We start from the raw sequence: 16,560 nt of genomic DNA, 5'->3' as shown, positions 1-16,560 counted from the left end.
CAATCAGACCTATCACTTTCTGAATCTCGTTCGGCCCATAGGCATTGAGAAACATTTCCATTCAGGAACCCGCCCTATGTCCCGCCCGCTCGACACCTTGCTGCGCCCCAGTCTCCTCGCCGCCGCCATCGCCCTTGGCACCCCGTTGCTCAGCCCGACGCTGATGGCGGCCGAACAGGCTTCCAGCGTTCATGCCTACAACCTGCCGGCCGGACCGCTGGGTTCGACCCTGAGCCAGATCGCCAGCCAGGCGGGCCTGGCCCTGAGCCTCGACCCGGCGCTGGCCTCGGACAAAACCTCGGCACCGGTCAAAGGCCAGTTCGACGCCATCACCGCCCTGCACACCGCTCTTGGCGGTACCGGTCTGCAATTGATCCAAAGCAGCGCCGGGACCTACACCCTGATCGCGATCCCGAGCGGCGTCGTGGCCTTGCCGGAAACCAATATCACCGGCCAGGGCGTTGCTGAAAGCGCCTGGGGCCCGGTCGAAGGCTATACCGCCACCCGCACCGCCGCCGGCACCAAGACCGATACGCCGATTGTCGAGGCACCGCGCTCGATTTCGGTCATTACCCGTGAACAGATGGAAGACCGTGGCGTCCAGAACCTCGACGACGCCCTGCGCTACACCCCCGGCGTGATCGCCAGCAGCTACGGCAGCGATTCGCGCGCCGACTGGTTGCGGATCCGTGGCTTCGAACCGACCCAGTTCCTTGATGGCCTGCCACTGCCCAAAGGTTCCTACGCCAACCCGAAACTCGAAACCTGGGACCTGGAACGTATTGCCGTCCTGCGTGGCCCGGCCTCTTCGGTCTATGGTCAAACCCCGCCAGGCGGCATGCTCGACATGGTCAGCCGTCGCCCCGAGGCCGAGAGCAGCCACGAAATCCGTGCCGAAGTAGGCAGCAACAACCGCAAACAGATCAGTTTCGACAGCACCGGCAAAATCGACGAAGACGGCCGCTTCCTCTATCGCATCGACGGTGTCATCCGTGACGGCAACACGCCCATCGACGATGTCAGCGACAAGCGCTACAACATCGCACCCAGCCTGACCTGGAATGTCGACGACGATACGCACCTGACCTTCCTGTCCGCATTCACCCGCGACGATACCGGTATCAGCGGCCAGTTCCTGCCCCTGCAAGGCACCAAGCTGCCTTCGGCGGCCGGGCCGATTTCACACAGCAAAAACCTCGGCGATCCGGATTCGGACTACTACGACCGCACTTACTACGCCCTGGGTTACGCCTTCGATCACCGTTTCAACGATGTCTGGCAGTTCAAACAGAACCTGCGCTACACCAAGAGCGAGCTGAATTTCCGTCAGGCCTACGCCTCCTTCGGCGATGTCGTCGCGCCGGACGGCACCCTGACCCGTCTGGTCGACAAGGTCGATGAAAACATCAGCCAGATCGCCGTGGACAACCACTTCCAGGCCGACTTCCAGACCGGCGCCCTTAGCCACACCGTCCTGCTGGGCCTGGACCATCAGCGCACCGATACCCGCTACAAATGGCAAGAAGGCAACGCGCCTGACAGCAACGTGAACAACCCGATCTACGGGCAGAACTTCTCCAATATCGCTTACAACACCTTCTACAACTACAACCAGAAGACCAACCAGACCGGCCTGTATGCACAGGACCAGATCGCGTTGGACAAGTGGCGCCTGACCCTCGGTGGCCGTGAGGACTGGATTCACACCGGCAACACCTTCTTCAACAATAACAACGCCACCCACACCCAGCGCGACAGCGCCTTCAGCGGCAACGCCGGCCTGAGCTATGTGTTCGACTCCGGGATCACCCCTTACATTTCCTACACCGAGTCGTTCCAGCCATCCGCGGGCGCCAACGCCAGCGCAACCCAGTCCTTCAAACCGACTCAAGGCCATCAGTACGAAGCCGGTGTAAAGTACCAACCGCCAGGCAGCAAGACCCTGCTCACGGCGGCCGTCTTCGACCTTCGCCAGAAAAACGTCTCGGTCAGCGACCGTGGCATCACCAGCCAGATCGGCGAAACCAAGGTCCGTGGCCTGGAGCTGGAAGCCACGTCCGACGTGACCAAGAACCTCAAGCTGATCGCGGCCTACACCTACACCGACTCGGAAATCCTCAAGGGCGACGACCAGGGCAACCGCCTGCAACTGGTACCGCGTAACCAGGCGTCCCTCTGGAGCGACTACACCTGGCGCACCGGCTTCCTCGATGGCTTCGGTGTCGGCGGTGGCGTGCGTTATGTCGGCGATACCTTCGGCAACACGGCCAACACTCCCAATGGTCACGTCAGCGCCTACACCGTCTATGACGCTGCGGTGCATTACGACCTGGGTCGCCTGAGCAGTTCCCTGGCCGGTGCGTCGGTGGAAGTCAACGCGAAGAACCTGTTCAACAAGGACTACCTCTCCACCTGCGACGGCACCTGGTGCTACTACGGAGACCAGCGCAGCGTGGTCGCCGCCGTGAACTACAAGTGGTAACCCGCTAGCCGCATCGCGTCGAAACAAGGGTCACGGTCCGCCGTGGCCCTTTTGCATTTGGGAAATGCCATGAAAAGCCAAACCATCCGCCGCTGGTCCTTTGTCCACACCTGGGCCAGCCTGATCTGCACGCTGTTCCTGCTGTTGCTGGCGCTGACCGGCCTGCCGTTGATCTTCCACCACGAGATCGACCACCTGCTGGGCGACGCCGCCGCGCTGCCGGCGCTGCCCGCCGACACCCCGCACCTGGACCTGCAGCAACTGGTCCGCGCCGCCGAGGCCCATCGTCCGGGCGAGGTCATGCAGTATTTCGGCTGGGACGAGGACGAGCCCGACGGCGTGACCACCATCATGGCGAAAACCGCCGGCACCGAACCCAACGCCTCCCACACCTTCATGCTCGACGCCCGCAACGGCCAGGCCGTGGAACTGCCCTCGGCCAATGGCGGCCTGATGATGGTCATGCTGCGCCTGCACGTGGATATGTTCGCCGGGCTCCCCGGCAAACTGCTGCTGGCCTTTATGGGCGTGCTGTTCGTGCTGGCGATCATCTCCGGCGTGGCGCTCTACCTGCCGTTCATGCGCCGGCAGACGTTCGCCAGCGTGCGCCGCGATAAATCCACCCGCCTGCGCTGGCTCGACCTGCACAACCTGATCGGCATCGTCACCCTGACCTGGTGCCTGGTGGTAGGCATCACCGGGGTGATCAGCGCCTGCGCCGACCTGCTGATCGCCGCCTGGCGCACCGACACCCTCGGCGCCATGGTCGCGCCGTACCGCGACGCCCCGCCGCTGACCGAGCTCGCCCCGGCCACGCACTTGCTGGAAATCGCCGCCGAGGCCGCCCCCGGCATGCGCCCGGACTTTATCGCCTTCCCCGGCACGCGCTTTTCCAGCGAACACCACTACGCCGTCTTTATGAAAGGCAACACCCACCTCACCTCGCACCTGCTGACCCCGGTGCTGATCGATGCCGCCACCCTGCAAGTCACCGCCGTCGGCCAACGCCCTTGGTACATGGACGCCATGGGCATGTCGCAACCGCTGCATTTCGGTGACTACGGCGGCCTGCCGATGAAGGTGCTCTGGGCGGTGCTGGATGGCTTGACCATCATCGTGCTCGGCAGCGGCGTGTACCTGTGGTGGGTACGCCGACGGACTAGCCTGAAAACCGAGGGTGCACGATGAAACCGCGCGCTTCGATTTTCTGGAAGGTCTTCGGCATTCCCGTGTTGATTGCCCTCCTCAGCGCGGCCGGCCTGTTCGCCGCGCTGTTGGGCGACGGCGCCTGGGATGCGCTGAGCTGGGTGGGGCTGGGGATTCCGGCGGCTATTTCCCTGCGCGGGCTGTTCGGCCGTCGCCATGGATAACCGCCGGAGAGGCTTTCAAGACAGAGCGCCACGTGACCTGCCTGTAAAGCTTTCAGTGGTCTCACGGGCCCTATCGCGAGCAAGCTCGGCTCCTACAGGGACCGTGCTCGGTCTTGTCTGACTAGCCAACAGGCGGGCCAACTCCGCGCCCCATTGCTGATCCTCGCGTAACCCCAGCGACCTACTCATGGGCAGCTCCCCTATCAAAGTTCAGCGCCTCGGCAGGCTTGCCCTGGCCAATCCCGTACCAGTCGAGTTTGCGGGTCAGCACCATAAACACTCCGAGCAGACAGAACAGCAGCAGCGAGCCCATCAGCAACGCATAGTCCTCGGCGCTCAGCAGCCCATAGAGCAAACCATACAACGCGGCCAGGCCGATGCCGAAACCCAGGCCATGGGTCAGGCTGCGCAAGACATGGCAGACATAGAAGCCGATCAACGCCACACAGGCCCCAGCCGACAACAGATAAGCCAGGCCAAACCCAAGGTGCTCCGACAACGACAGCAACAGCAGATAGAAGAAAGCCAACGCCACGCCGACCAGGGCGTACTGGACCGGATGCACCGCCAGGCGCTTGAGCACTTCGAAGAGGAAGAAGCCGGCAAAGGTCAGGGCGATAAACAGCAGCGCATATTTGATCGCCCGGTCGGACTTGAGGTACTGGTCCACCGGTTCGATAAAACTCACGCCGAAGCTGCGGGCCTTGAAGCCATCGCAGTCGCTGGTCGCCAGGCAGTTGTTCAAGGCTTCACGCAGATTGGTGGAGAAGAACGAGGTCTGCCACTGGGCGCTGAACCCCTGGTCGGTGACTTCCCGTTTGACCGGCAGGTAGTTGCCGATAAAGCTCGGGTGCGGCCAATCGGCACTCAGATGGATGCTGCTGGTCTTGCCCACCGGCAGCACCTGCAACTGACCGGTGCCTTGTAGCACCAGGTCGAAGGAAAAATCGAGGCGCTGCTCTTCGCGGCCATCGACCCGCGGCAAGTTCACATGCACACCGTCACCCAGCCAACTGACCTGGGTCCCGGGCCGAAACTCCAGGTTCTGGCTGCCCACCTGCAAGGTCAGGGCGTTTTCGATGCCACGGATATCGCTGATGCCCACCGCCAGGTACGGCTCGTCGAAGCGGTAATCGGCAAAGTCCTCGGTGATACCCAATTGCAACGGCAGCACGAAGTTACCGCTGATCTGGTTATTGGCATGAAACAGCCGCGCCTCGTAAATGCCCCGCGAGCGCAGTTCGGTCTGAACCTTGCCATCGAGCTCAAAACGCTCCGGCAAGAAGTGCAGGCGCCCGCTGACTTCGCTGCTTTGCTGGTAGCGCTCGCCCTTGGCATCGGTCTTCCATTCGCGAACGGTCTGGCGATACGGCACCACCAACAGCGGACCATTCAATTGCTGGCTGTAGCTGGAACTGCGGGCGATATCTTCCAGGACACCGTCGCGCAAGCGCTGACGTTCGCTGATCACCCCGTCGATCATCATCAACGGGACCAGCAACAACAGCATCAGTAGGGCAATCGCCCCGAGTTTTATAGCCAGACCGCGGTTCATGGGTTCTCTCCCTGTTGGTATGGGGGAGAGTCTGCGCAGCCTGTGTGGGGGCTTGATGGGACGAATGTGGAGACTGTGTGGAGATGCGGTGTTTATCCGGGAAAGCTCAGGCCGACCTCGACCCCGCCGGGCACATTGCCGATGTGCAGTTCGCCGCCGTGCAGCTTCATCACTTCCTCGACAAAGTTCAGCCCCAGCCCGGTGCTTTTGCGGCCGCTACCTGGCCGTGGAAGGGAGTAGAAGCGTTCGCTCAGTCTCGGCAGCGCATACTCGGGAATCGCCTCGGCCTGGTTGAACAGCGTCAAACACAGCTGCCGGCCCTGGCGTTCGGCCTTGAAGTGCACAAGCCCCTCCGGCGGCGTAAAGTCCAGGGCATTGTCCAACAGATTGCCGATGGCCTGACGCAGCAGGAAGGGTTCGCCGAATACCTTCAGGTCCGGTGCAATCGACTGCTGCACCTGCAAGCGTCCGCGTTCGATCCGCGCGGCCTGGGCCTGCAAGACTTCATCCACCAGGCTCCCCAAGGGGATCTCGACCTGCTCCTCCAATACCTGACGCTGCTCCACCAGTGCCAGGTTCAGCAACCGCTCGATCAACCGCTGCATCCGCGCGCTTTCGCTGTCGATATTGCCGACAAAACGCTCGCGCTGGGCTTCCGGCATCTCGCCCTGCAACAGCTCCGCCGCCCCACGAATCGCCGCCAACGGGCTTTTCAGTTCGTGGGTCAGGGTGTGCACGTAACGCTCGACATAGGCCTTGCCCTCCAACTGCGTGCGCATATGCTCCACGGCATTGGCCAACTGCGCCATCTCGCCGCCGCGATAGCGTGGCAGCTCGGCCTTTTGACCTTCACTGACCGCCTGGGCGTAAGCGGTCAGGCGCCGCAACGCCGCGCTCAGCCACCAGGACAACAGCGCGCCGAACAACAGGCCCAGGCCGATCAGCCCGGCGCCGTACATCAGCAGGCGGTGCTCGGTGCGATCCACATAAGGCTGCAACGAACTATTGGGCTTGGCCACCGTGACCACGCCAATGATCTGGCCATTGTCGGTGATCGGCGCGCCGACGTGCATCACCGAGGAGTTCGGGTCACCGTCCACCGTGCGGGTCGAGCGGGCGCCGTACTCGCCGCGCAGGGTCAGGTAGACATCGTTCCAGTTCGAATAGTCCTGCCCCACCGCCTGCTCGGCGGAATCGAGCAAGACGATGCCACGGGCGTCGGTCACGTAGATCCGGTGATTGACCTGATTCTTCTCCAGCCCCCAGATGGTCGCCGCCGGCTTGCGCTGGCCGTAGGCCTTGAGTGCCTGCGGCAGGCGACTCTGGCTGAGGGTGCCGTTCTTCACATCGTCGTGGAGGATTTCCGCCAGCAGGTTGGCGGTGTCCACCAGGGTTTCTTCGGTGGACTGACGCACGCCGGGGCGGATTTCCTTCATCACCGTGTTCAGCACGAAATAGCCGGTCAGGCCGACGAAAAGGAAATACACCAGGAAAATCCGGATCCCCAACGGCATCAGCTGTTCCCCGGACTGTAGCTGTAGCCCAGGCCGCGATGGGTCTGGATCGGTTCGGCATCGCCAGCCACCGCACGCAGCTTGGCTCGCAGGCTCTTGATATGGCTGTCGATGTTGCGCTCGTAGCCGGCGTCCGCCGCCACGCCCAGCGCATCGAGCAACTGCTCGCGGCTGAAGACCCGTTCGGGTTGCTCCAGCAGGCTGGCGAGCAGGCGGAATTCGTGACGGGTCAGGTTCAAGGGCTGGCCGCGATAGCTGATCTGTACCCGTTCGTGATCGACCAGGAAGCGTTCACTGGAAACCGCCGACAGCGCCGGGGGCACCACACGCTTGAGGATCGCCCGCACCCGCGCCGCGACTTCCCGTGGGCTGAAGGGCTTGACCACATAATCGTCGGCGCCGATTTCCAGGCCCACCACGCGGTCGATCTCGCCATCACGGGCGCTGAGAAACATCACCGGCACTTCGGTAAAGCGCCGCAGCTGCTTGCACACCTCGAAACCGCTGATATCCGGCAGGCCGATATCGAGGATCAGCAGGTCGGCCGGCGTCGTGCGCTGGTGCTCGACCGCCGCGCCCCCCAGGTTCAGCCAGGTGGTGGTGAACCCTTCACCCTGCAGGGCATAGATCAGGGTATCGGCAATCGCCGCTTCGTCTTCGACAATCAGGATATGGGGCATGGCGTCCGAGCACTGGTGTTGATCGCGCAACGGTGCCGGACCCGTGCCGCCCCGTCAATCAGCAGTGGGGTTGGTCGGCGGTATAACGCCGCGCCGGGTTCACCGCCGCGCCGAATTCGCGCAGGGCCTTGGCGCCGATCAGCAGCGGGTAGTTGAAGCCGCTGCGGTTGGTCAGGTTGACCTCCACGCTACGCTTGACGTTACCCAGGCACATTTCCAGTTCCACCACCGGGCGCTTGCTCGCGTCGCTGGCTTCGCCGTCTTCGTCTTCCTCGGTACGGGTCTTGATCTTGCTGATGCGCGCGACCTTGTGCTCATAGACCTTGCCGTCGGCACCGGCCATGCCCAGGCGGAAACGTACCCAGTCCTCGCCGTCACGCTTGAACAGTTCGATATCCTTGGCCGACAGCGAGGCGGTCAACGCACCGGTGTCCATCTTGGCCTTGAAGGTCTGGCCGATTTCCGGCAGCTGGATATATTCGTAGCGCCCGTAGAGGGTCGGTTCGGCCGCCATGACCGGCAGGGCCAGGAGGGACAACAGGGCAAGAATGGATTTCACTTCGGCTGTACCTTTGGGTGGACGCACAAGGGGCGCCATTTTAGACCGCTGTTCGCGCGTTGGTTCATGAACAAATCTGACAGACCACTATCAACCTATCCGACATCCCGTGAAACATTTGTCCCCCGGGCAATTTGGCGTCTGCCCGCGCCCGCCTTTATCATGGCGCGCCCTCACGTTTTGAAAGAGTCCCTGTATGCGCCGCCTGCTCACCGGCAGTTTCGTCACGTTCCTGCTTTTGCTCAACACGCTGGTACTGTTCGGCCCGCTGATGCTCTTCGCCCTGCTCAAGCTGCTGCTGCCCGGTCGTTTTCGCGACTACGCCAGCACGGCGGTGATGTGGATCGCCGAAACCTGGGCCGAGATCGACAAGCTGATCTTCGCCCTGTGCATCCCCACCCGCTGGGATATTCGCGGTGCCGAAGGCCTGCGCCGCGACACCTCGTACCTGGTGGTCTGCAACCATCAGTCCTGGGTCGATATCCCGGCGCTGATCCAGACCCTCAACCGGCACACGCCGTTCTTCAAGTTCTTCCTCAAGAAAGAGCTGATCTGGGTGCCGTTCCTGGGCCTGGCCTGGTGGGCGCTGGACTATCCGTTCATGAAGCGCTACTCCAAGGCCTTTCTCGACAAGCACCCGGAACTCAAGGGCCATGACCTGGAAATCACCCAGGCCGCCTGCGAGCTGTTCAAGCGCCAGCCGGTGACCGTGGTCAACTACCTCGAAGGCACCCGCTTCAGCCCGGCCAAACGCCAGGAGCAGGACTCGCCCTTTACCCATCTGCTCAAGCCCAAGGCCGGCGGCGTGGCCTTCGTGCTGGCGGCCATGGGCGAACAACTGGACGCGATCCTCGATGTCACCGTGGTTTATCCACAAGAGCGGATTCCGGGGTTCTGGGATTTGATCAGCGGCAACCTGCCCAAGGTCATCATCGACTTCCAGACCCGCGAATTGACCGCCGATCTGTGGCAAGGCGACTACGAGAACGACCCGCTGTTTCGCCAGCAGATCCAGGACTGGGTCAACCAGCTCTGGAGTGAGAAGGACCAGCGTATCGCGGCGCTGCGCAGCGAGAGCGCGTCAACAGAACGCTCCGTTTGATCAGCCCATAAAAAAACGCATCGCGCGGCTTGAACCGTGCGATGCGTTTTTATGCGAGCCCGATGCCTGATCAGCTACCGGCGCCCCAGATACCACCCAGGCTCTTGAGCAGCGGACCACCGACGCCCTGCTGTCCCAGGTATTGCAGGATCACCGGAGCAAACTGGCCGACCATGCCGCTGTCCATGCCCAGGGCACCGAAGGCCTTGTTCAGGTCACCGGTGTTCTGCACATTGCCCAGCGCGCTGCCCACCGCCGACGAGTTACCCGACTGGCCGAGCAAACCGCCCAGGCCGGACAAAGCACCCGCGCCCGAGAGCTGGTCGAGGCCCGGTACACTTTTGCTCAACTGCGAATAATCGTTGCCACTGAGTTTGTTCTTCGCCAAGCCCAGCATCGCACCGGTACCACCCACCGCCTGTTCCGGGGTGACATGCAATTGCGAACCCAGGGCGCTGAGCAGACCGCCAGCCGGGGCCGCCGCATTGCCATTTTGCCCGCCTTGCATGGACGAGACCGCATTGGCCGCATCGTTCAGGCTGAACGCCGCAAACACCGGGGTAGCGGCGAATGCCAGGAGCGAAGCCAGTACAACACCGCGTGGAATCTTCATTGCAATACCTCGAAAGTCATCAATACCACCCGCCAGCAGGGACAGGCGCCGAACACTTGCCGTTGGAGTCAAAAAAAACCGACTTGTTCCGCGCTCGCTGAATCCTCCTACCGTCCCCATAAAAAATTCAGCGGTCCCTGCATCCGATCCCCGCCCCCTTGCGTATATCAAGCACGGACAGAACTTCCTGGCCGACTTCATACCGACAAGGATTCCCCATCATGAAATGCACTTCGATCAAAGCGCCCCTGATTGCCAGCTTGTTGACCCTCGCGTTGTCCGCTGGCCTGGCCCAGGCGGCGAGCATGAGCATGGACCACGACAGTGTGATGGTCGGCGGACAAAGCATGCTGCCGAGCAAGGACATCGTCGACAACGCGGTCAATTCCGCCGACCACACCACCCTCGTCGCCGCCGTGAAGGCCGCCGGACTGGTGCCGACCCTCAAGGGCCAGGGCCCGTTCACCGTCTTCGCCCCGGTCAACTCCGCCTTCGCCGCCCTGCCCGCCGGCACCGTCGAAACCCTGCTCAAGCCGGAAAACAAAGGCACCCTGACCCATATCCTCACCTACCACGTGGTGGCCGGGAAACTCGACATGGCCGAACTGGCCAAGCGCATCAAGGCCGGCGGCGGCAAGACCGAGCTGACCACCGTCGCCGGCGGCAAGTTGTGGGCAATGATGAACGGCCCGCACAACATCGTGATCAAGGATGAGAAAGGCACCACCGCCGACATCACCACCTACGACGTGATGCAATCCAACGGCGTGATCCAGGTGATCGACAAGGTGCTGCTGCCCAAAAGCTGAGACTCGCCACACCGCCACTCTACCTGTAGGAGCCCGCTTGCGGGCAATGGACTCAAGAACGCCGGGGTGTTTCAGGCACCCCGCGTCATCGTTGACCTCCATCGCCAGCAAGCTGGCTCCTACAGGGGCGCGTTGACTGTAATAACTGGTCTATGGCCGAGGCCGTGTGACCTGTGAGGCCCCCCAATGAATGGAACAACCGCGTGCCGTGAACTACCCTCAGGCGGCAACGAGCGCACAGCGCGGCCCATACATCGTCTTTTGATTGTCTGGAGAACACCCATTTCCACCGCCGACGCCGATCAACTCAGGCAGCTGTTGGCCCAGTGCTCACTGGGCAACCGCCGCGCATTCGAGACGCTGTATCGTAGCGTCGCCCCACGCCTGCACGGTGTAGCCCTGCGTTGCCTGGGCCGCGCCGACCTGGCCGAAGAAATCCTCCAGGAGAGCTTCGTGCGCATCTGGAACAACGCTTCGCGTTACGAGGCCCACCTCTCGGCGCCCATGACCTGGATGACCAACATCACCCGTAACCTGGCCATCGATCAGTTGCGCAGGTTCCGCGAGGTGCCCCTGGTCGAGGGCCAGGAAGACAGCCTGGCCGACGACAGCCCCTCGGCCCACGAACTGCTCGACAGCGCCCGGGAGGCCAGTGCCCTGAACCGTTGCCTGGAGACCCTGGAGGGCCCGCAACGCCAGTCGATCACCCTCGCCTACTTCCACGGCCTGTCCTACGCGGAACTGGCCGAACAACTGCCCGCGCCGCTGGGCTCGGTCAAATCCTGGATACGTCGCGGCATGGAACGCCTGCGCAGGTGCCTTGAATCATGAACTACCAGAACCCCCGCCTGCGCCGCGCCCTCGCCGCCGACTACGCCATCGGCGTGATGTCCAAGGCTGCGCGTCGGCGTTTCGAAGCACTGATGCGCGACGACGCCAAACTGCGGGCCCAGGTCGCCGAGTGGCAGGAAAACCTGATGGCCCTGACCGAATCGGTGGCTGAACAGCCGGTGCCGGATCGGGTGTGGCAAGGTGTTGTCGCAAGGATCGATCCGCAACGGCTGCACCTGCCTGAGAAACGGCCGTTCTGGAGTCGGTTGCGTATCCTCGCGGCGGCCTGTTCGCTGGTGCTGGTGGTGGCCCTGGGCGTGTTCTATAACCATGACCCGGTGAGCGCCAGCGCAACCCTGCTCAGCGGCACGCAAACCCCGGCATTGCGGGTCAAGGCCCATGCCGACTACCTGCAAGTGGAACCGCTGAGCCTGGCGGCGGTGACCGCCGACCGCAGCCTGGAATTGTGGGCGATTCCGGTGGGTGGCAAGCCGGTGTCCCTGGGTCTGGTGCCCAAGGAAGGCAAGGGGCGAGTGGAATTGAGCGAAGCACATAAGGCCTTGCTCGGCACCTCGGTGGTGCTGGCGGTCAGCCTCGAGCCGGCGGGCGGGTCACCAACCGGGCAACCGACCGGACCGGTGTTGTACCAGGGGCCGTTGGCGGCCCTCTGAACCCAAAAGCCGCGAGGTCCTTGCAGGATCGGCGGCGTTTCAGACCGACTACTCCGGAAGATATTCAATAGCCGCCTGTACCAGCGGCCGCGCCCATTGTGGTGTGTCCTGCAAGGCAACGGCATCTTCCGGATCCGGGAAAGTGATATGTCCAGCCACCATCTCCAGAATCAGCACAGGGTCTGGAATATCTTCACCCGGTAAGACGTCGGCGCTGTTATCGAACACCTGCAAGTGCGCCAACAGCGGCATCAGACTGACCAGATTCGCTCGAGAGGATACCCAACGCTCGCGAATTTTCTTTTCCGCAATATCGTGACCACCGACGGACACGCGAAAACGTACCCGTTGTAGGTGCTGCTCCGCGGACGACAATCCGCAAAACAGCATCACCACGTCATGAGTGCGAGCGGCCTGAGCCAGCAAGCGCGCAATCGTGTTACCACCCAGCGTGGTTTCGAACGCGTAGTTACGCCCCTGGAGCAGTGCGGTTTCCAACAGGGAGCGGCCGTGCTCCCAAGCCAGGGCATTGGCCTGAGCAGGATCAATGCCCTGCGAGCCGACCAACTCACGTGCAAAACTATCCGGGTTGAACCAATCCAGCCCGTGTTCAGCCAGGAGCGCACCACCCACGGAGCTTTTACCTGCACCGTTGACACCTGCCAAGACGAAAATGTAAGGACGTCCGCTGGGTAATACTTCACTCATCAGTAGGAGGATCCTGCCTTGGGTCGCTTGCCCAGCTTGCCTTTGGCCGCCAGCAGTGAACGCACGCCAGTGACAGATTCAGGCTGTTGCAGAACCTCCAGGCGGGCATCGAAACGTTGGGTCAACTCCTCCAGGGCCGATTGCTCCCGGGCCTTGTAGGCTTGTACTTCGGCGATCAGTTGCTGATAGGTCTCGGCGGCCAGCAGCACCATTTCCACAGTCGAGTGGTTGGTCACCGCCACAGTGCCGGACTGATGGACCAGACGGACAACGTCGGCCCACTTGTTCTTCACCTGGGAGGCATTCTGGCGGGGCAGATCAAGGAGGTCAGGCAAGGCAATCATGGCATGTGCTCGCAAGCTGAGATGGCCAGCTCACTATAGCAACGCCGAAGCAATCTGGCTATTTTTGCCATATTCAGCTTTTTCAAGGTTTGTTTCGGCTAGAAGATAGCCGATCCTCAGATCCACCCATCAGAATGACCCGTAACAATTCCCCGCCTTGCGTCCTCAGAAGCCTGCGGCTTATAGTCCGCCGGTCGCCCTGATTGGCGATACGGGTTTGGCGACTCGTTAAACTCCCATGCGAAAGCTCTGTGCTTGTTTGCAGGTGCCTTCGCACCCGCAAAGCCGCTTTATGGCGGCTGTGCGCGGGAGACCTTCGGGTCTGCCGGCTTGGGATGTTTCCGGTTCGCCAACCTGCGTACAGCTGCCACCTTTCGTTTGGCGACGGATGTGTGGTGGCCTCGTCCTAAACTCCCGAGGTTTTACCCATGACTAAATACATACCCCTCACCGCCATCGACTGCCTGATCCCCAGCCTGTTGATCGACGCCGAAAGCCCGACCGACGTGCTCCACGCCAATGCCGCCGCCCGCTTCCTCGCGGCGACACAGATGCTCGAAGCCCTGTCTCACATTGAATTGCACAACGCCAATGACATCGACTTCCAACATATCCTCCAGGTCCCCGCGATGGTCATGCGCGATGGCTGCGACCTGATGGATGTACTGGGCTGGCGGCTACAGGCCTGATCGCAGAATACGCAACGAAACAAAACTGTAGGAGCAGGGCTTGTCGGATCGCCGCACCGCCGCGAAGAGGCCCTTGAGATCGCTAAAAGCTTCGCGGGCAAGCCCTGCTCCTACAGAAACGATGTGCTGCCAACGACCGTGTACCACCGGGATATCGGCCAGAAAGCCCGTCTGTTCCAACTGAATTTCACCCACTAAAAAGGGCGACCGAAGTCGCCCTTTTTCCGTCTTGCCCTTTACTGCTTACGCCGCGCTGAACAGCTTGTGCGGGTCAATCACGAACTTCTTCGGCACGCCCGCATCGAACTCGCCGTAACCCTTCGGTGCGTCATCCAGACTGATGACCTGGACACCGACGATCTCGGCGATATTGATCCGATCCCACATGATCGCCTGCATCAGCTGGCGGTTGTACTTCATCACCGGGGTCTGGCCGGTGTGGAAGCTGTGGGACTTGGCCCAACCGAGGCCAAAGCGGATGCTCAGGCTGCCCATTTTCGCGGCAGCATCCACCGCACCCGGGTCCTCGGTCACGTACAGGCCCGGAATACCGATCTTGCCCGCCACGCGGACTACGCCCATCAGCGAGTTGAGCACGGTGGCCGGAGCCTCGTGTTTCACGCCTTCATGGCCGTGACCACGGGCTTCGAAGCCCACGGCATCAACGGCGCAATCCACTTCAGGTTCGCCCAACAGCGCGGCGATCTGTTCGTGCAGCGGGGTGTCCTTGGACAGGTCGGCGATTTCGAAACCCTGGGCCTTGGCGTGGGCCAGACGGATCGGGTTGACGTCACCGATGATCACCACCGCCGCGCCCAGCAGGCGCGCCGAAGCCGCCGCCGCGAGGCCGACCGGACCGGCACCGGCGATGTATACGGTGCTGCCTGGACCAACACCCGCGGTGACCGCGCCGTGGTAGCCGGTAGGCAGGATGTCGGAGAGGCAGGTCAGGTCGCGGATCTTCTCCATGGCCTTGTCGCGATCCGGCAGCTTGAGCAGGTTGAAGTCGGCGTACGGCACCAGCACGTATTCAGCCTGGCCGCCGGTCCAGTCGCCCATGTCGACATAACCGTAGGCACCGCCGGCACGGGCCGGGTTGACGGTCAGGCAGACGCCGGTGTGTTGCTCCTTGCAGGAACGGCAGCGCCCGCAAGCCACGTTGAAAGGGACCGAGACCAGGTCGCCGAGTTTCAGGTTCTCGACGTCGCTGCCCTTCTCGATCACTTCACCGGTGATTTCATGACCCAGGACCAGGCCGGTCTGGGCAGTGGTACGGCCACGGACCATATGCTGGTCCGAACCACAGATGTTGGTGGAGACGACGCGCAGGATGACACCGTGCTCAATCTTCCTGCCGCGTGGGTCCTGCATTTTCGGATAGTCGATTTTCTGCACCTCGACCTTGCCATTGCCGAGATACACCACACCACGATTGCCAGACATGCTTTCACCTCGCTGTTGTTTTTATGTAGCAACACGTTGCCAGGGGGCAGCGCGTAGATTGCTCGGGTTATTGCCTGTGGTTGTTGCGTTGTTCTTGCGGACCTCATCGCCGGCAAGCCGGCTCCTACAGGGGTATTGCGTCACGGCAGGCACCGCGTCCTCTGTGGGAGATTGCCCGGGTTATTGCTTGTGGTTGTTGCGTTGTTCTTACGGGCCTCTTCGCGGCGGTGCGGCGAAGGTCGTAAAACGACCGTTCTTCAGAGCACCACCGTCCTGTTGGCGTTCAGAAAGACCCGCCGCTCAATGTGATACCCCACCGCCCGGGCCAGAGTCAGCCCTTCGATATCGCGGCCCTTGGCGATCAGGTCCTCGGGGTAATGACTGTGGTCCACCGCTTCCACGCCCTGGGCGATGATCGGGCCTTCGTCCAGGTCGTTGTTGATGTAGTGCGCGGTGGCCCCCACCAGTTTCACGCCCTTGTTATAGGCCTGGTGATAGGGCTTGGCGCCCTTGAAGCCGGGCAGCAACGAGTGGTGGATATTGATGGCCTTGCCGTCGAGCTTGCGACACAGCTCGGGCGAGAGCACCTGCATATAGCGGGCGAGAATCACCAGCTCCGCACCGGACTCCTCGATCACCTGCCAGACCTGGCGTTCCTGGCTCGGCTTGTCGTTCGGGTCCAGCGGGAAATGGTAGTAGGGAATCTGGTGCCAGTCGGCCAGGGGCTTGAGGTCCGGGTGGTTGGAAACCACGGCGGCCACGTCCATGGACAATTGGCCGATGCGCTGGCGGTAGAGCAGGTCGTTAAGGCAGTGATCAGCCTTGGAGACCATGATCACCACTTTCGGCCGGTAGTTCGGCGCGGTCAGTTCGAACAGCATGCCGAAGGACTCGCCGCGCAGGGCGAGGCCGGCGCGGAAGGCCAGTTCGTCGAAACCGTCGGGCTGGCGAAACTCCACGCGAATGAAGAAACGCCCCGAGAGGCGGTCATCGAACGAGTGGTGCTCGGTGACGTAGCAGCCCTGCTCGAACAGATAGCGGGTCACCGCATCCACCGTGCCGAGCACGCTGGGGCAGTCGGCGGTCAAAATCCATGTATCGGGGGCGCGGCTCATTGCTTGACTCCTGTTCGTGAGGGGCAACCGCCAAGCGGTTGATCGCGAGCCTCTTGGTAGAGAGCTCCAGGCAAT

At 62.2% G+C, this 16,560-nt stretch carries 17 protein-coding genes; 8 read left to right on the top strand and 9 right to left on the bottom strand.

All coding sequences use genetic code 11. From position 1 onward, the window contains the following. Window positions 1–76: 76 nt before the first annotated feature. The 3 genes from M5C56_RS25835 to M5C56_RS25825 all read left to right on the top strand — a co-directional run bounded on the left by M5C56_RS25835 (window position 77) and on the right by M5C56_RS25825 (window position 3,852). The gene (locus M5C56_RS25835; protein WP_103499634.1) at window positions 77–2,482 is read left to right on the top strand and encodes a TonB-dependent siderophore receptor; all 2,406 of its coding nucleotides are present in this window, start codon (window positions 77–79) and stop codon (window positions 2,480–2,482) included. A gap of 69 nt (window positions 2,483–2,551) precedes the next feature. Then, window positions 2,552–3,670, top strand: coding sequence for a PepSY domain-containing protein (locus tag M5C56_RS25830; protein WP_103499635.1), 1,119 nt, complete (start codon window positions 2,552–2,554; stop codon window positions 3,668–3,670). Then, window positions 3,667–3,852 carry a hypothetical protein gene (locus M5C56_RS25825; protein ID WP_103499636.1) on the top strand — a complete coding sequence of 62 codons (186 nt, stop codon included), beginning with the start codon at window positions 3,667–3,669 and terminating at the stop codon, window positions 3,850–3,852. The genes M5C56_RS25830 and M5C56_RS25825 overlap by 4 nt, the downstream gene beginning before the upstream one ends. A 181-nt stretch (window positions 3,853–4,033) precedes the next feature. Here M5C56_RS25825 and creD read toward each other — a convergent pair whose 3' ends face one another. The 4 genes from creD to M5C56_RS25805 form a co-directional block, all read right to left on the bottom strand. Next, window positions 4,034–5,407 carry a cell envelope integrity protein CreD gene (gene creD / locus M5C56_RS25820; protein WP_103499637.1) on the bottom strand — a complete coding sequence of 458 codons (1,374 nt, stop codon included), beginning with the start codon at window positions 5,405–5,407 and terminating at the stop codon, window positions 4,034–4,036. 92 nt (window positions 5,408–5,499) lie between these two features. Beyond that, entirely contained in the window at window positions 5,500–6,921 is a 1,422-nt protein-coding gene (gene creC / locus M5C56_RS25815; RefSeq protein ID WP_103499638.1) for a two-component system sensor histidine kinase CreC, read from the bottom strand. Next, window positions 6,921–7,601 (bottom strand): two-component system response regulator CreB, encoded by a 681-nt coding sequence (creB, locus tag M5C56_RS25810; RefSeq protein ID WP_103499639.1) that lies wholly within the window; start codon window positions 7,599–7,601, stop codon window positions 6,921–6,923. Before creB ends, creC begins: the two co-directional genes overlap by 1 nt. Window positions 7,602–7,659: 58 nt before the next feature. Continuing rightward, window positions 7,660–8,160, bottom strand: coding sequence for an ATP-dependent zinc protease (locus M5C56_RS25805; RefSeq protein WP_103499647.1), 501 nt, complete (start codon window positions 8,158–8,160; stop codon window positions 7,660–7,662). Between the two features lie 196 nt (window positions 8,161–8,356). On the opposite strand from M5C56_RS25805, the gene M5C56_RS25800 reads away from it, so the two are divergent. Beyond that, entirely contained in the window at window positions 8,357–9,262 is a 906-nt protein-coding gene (locus M5C56_RS25800) for an acyltransferase (protein WP_103499640.1), read from the top strand. Between the two features lie 70 nt (window positions 9,263–9,332). On the opposite strand, the gene M5C56_RS25795 is transcribed toward M5C56_RS25800, so the two are convergent. Beyond that, a complete protein-coding gene (locus M5C56_RS25795) occupies window positions 9,333–9,875 on the bottom strand; it encodes a DUF2780 domain-containing protein (protein WP_103499641.1) in 543 nt (180 codons plus the stop codon). A gap of 221 nt (window positions 9,876–10,096) precedes the next feature. Between M5C56_RS25795 and M5C56_RS25790 the strand changes: the two genes are divergently transcribed. The 3 genes from M5C56_RS25790 to M5C56_RS25780 all read left to right on the top strand — a co-directional run bounded on the left by M5C56_RS25790 (window position 10,097) and on the right by M5C56_RS25780 (window position 12,186). Beyond that, the gene (locus M5C56_RS25790) at window positions 10,097–10,684 is read left to right on the top strand and encodes a fasciclin domain-containing protein (RefSeq protein WP_103499642.1); all 588 of its coding nucleotides are present in this window, start codon (window positions 10,097–10,099) and stop codon (window positions 10,682–10,684) included. Window positions 10,685–10,870: 186 nt separating this feature from the next. After that, window positions 10,871–11,515 (top strand): sigma-70 family RNA polymerase sigma factor, encoded by a 645-nt coding sequence (locus M5C56_RS25785; RefSeq protein WP_103499643.1) that lies wholly within the window; start codon window positions 10,871–10,873, stop codon window positions 11,513–11,515. Further along, window positions 11,512–12,186, top strand: coding sequence for an anti-sigma factor (locus M5C56_RS25780; RefSeq protein ID WP_103499644.1), 675 nt, complete (start codon window positions 11,512–11,514; stop codon window positions 12,184–12,186). The genes M5C56_RS25785 and M5C56_RS25780 overlap by 4 nt, the downstream gene beginning before the upstream one ends. A 48-nt stretch (window positions 12,187–12,234) precedes the next feature. Here the strand turns inward: M5C56_RS25780 and M5C56_RS25775 are convergent, their stop codons facing one another. After that, window positions 12,235–12,894: an AAA family ATPase gene (locus M5C56_RS25775; protein ID WP_103499645.1), complete on the bottom strand. Its 660-nt coding sequence runs from the start codon at window positions 12,892–12,894 to the stop codon at window positions 12,235–12,237. After that, the gene (locus tag M5C56_RS25770; protein WP_103499646.1) at window positions 12,894–13,238 is read right to left on the bottom strand and encodes a type II toxin-antitoxin system Phd/YefM family antitoxin; all 345 of its coding nucleotides are present in this window, start codon (window positions 13,236–13,238) and stop codon (window positions 12,894–12,896) included. The genes M5C56_RS25775 and M5C56_RS25770 overlap by 1 nt, the downstream gene beginning before the upstream one ends. A 428-nt stretch (window positions 13,239–13,666) precedes the next feature. Here M5C56_RS25770 and M5C56_RS25765 point away from each other — a divergent pair, with 428 nt between their 5' ends. After that, window positions 13,667–13,927, top strand: a complete 261-nt coding sequence (locus M5C56_RS25765) for a short-chain dehydrogenase (protein WP_103499628.1) — start codon at window positions 13,667–13,669, stop codon at window positions 13,925–13,927. 243 nt (window positions 13,928–14,170) lie between these two features. Here M5C56_RS25765 and fdhA read toward each other — a convergent pair whose 3' ends face one another. Together fdhA and purU are read right to left on the bottom strand one after the other, a co-directional pair. Continuing rightward, window positions 14,171–15,370: a formaldehyde dehydrogenase, glutathione-independent gene (gene fdhA / locus M5C56_RS25760; RefSeq protein ID WP_103498198.1), complete on the bottom strand. Its 1,200-nt coding sequence runs from the start codon at window positions 15,368–15,370 to the stop codon at window positions 14,171–14,173. A gap of 257 nt (window positions 15,371–15,627) precedes the next feature. Then, window positions 15,628–16,485 carry a formyltetrahydrofolate deformylase gene (purU, locus tag M5C56_RS25755; protein ID WP_103498197.1) on the bottom strand — a complete coding sequence of 286 codons (858 nt, stop codon included), beginning with the start codon at window positions 16,483–16,485 and terminating at the stop codon, window positions 15,628–15,630. Window positions 16,486–16,560: the final 75 nt, after the last annotated feature.

Source organism: Pseudomonas sp. MWU13-2862, assembly GCF_023242495.1.
Lineage (GTDB): Bacteria > Pseudomonadota > Gammaproteobacteria > Pseudomonadales > Pseudomonadaceae > Aquipseudomonas > Aquipseudomonas gingeri_D.
This window is presented reverse-complemented; position numbering and strand designations above follow the sequence as displayed.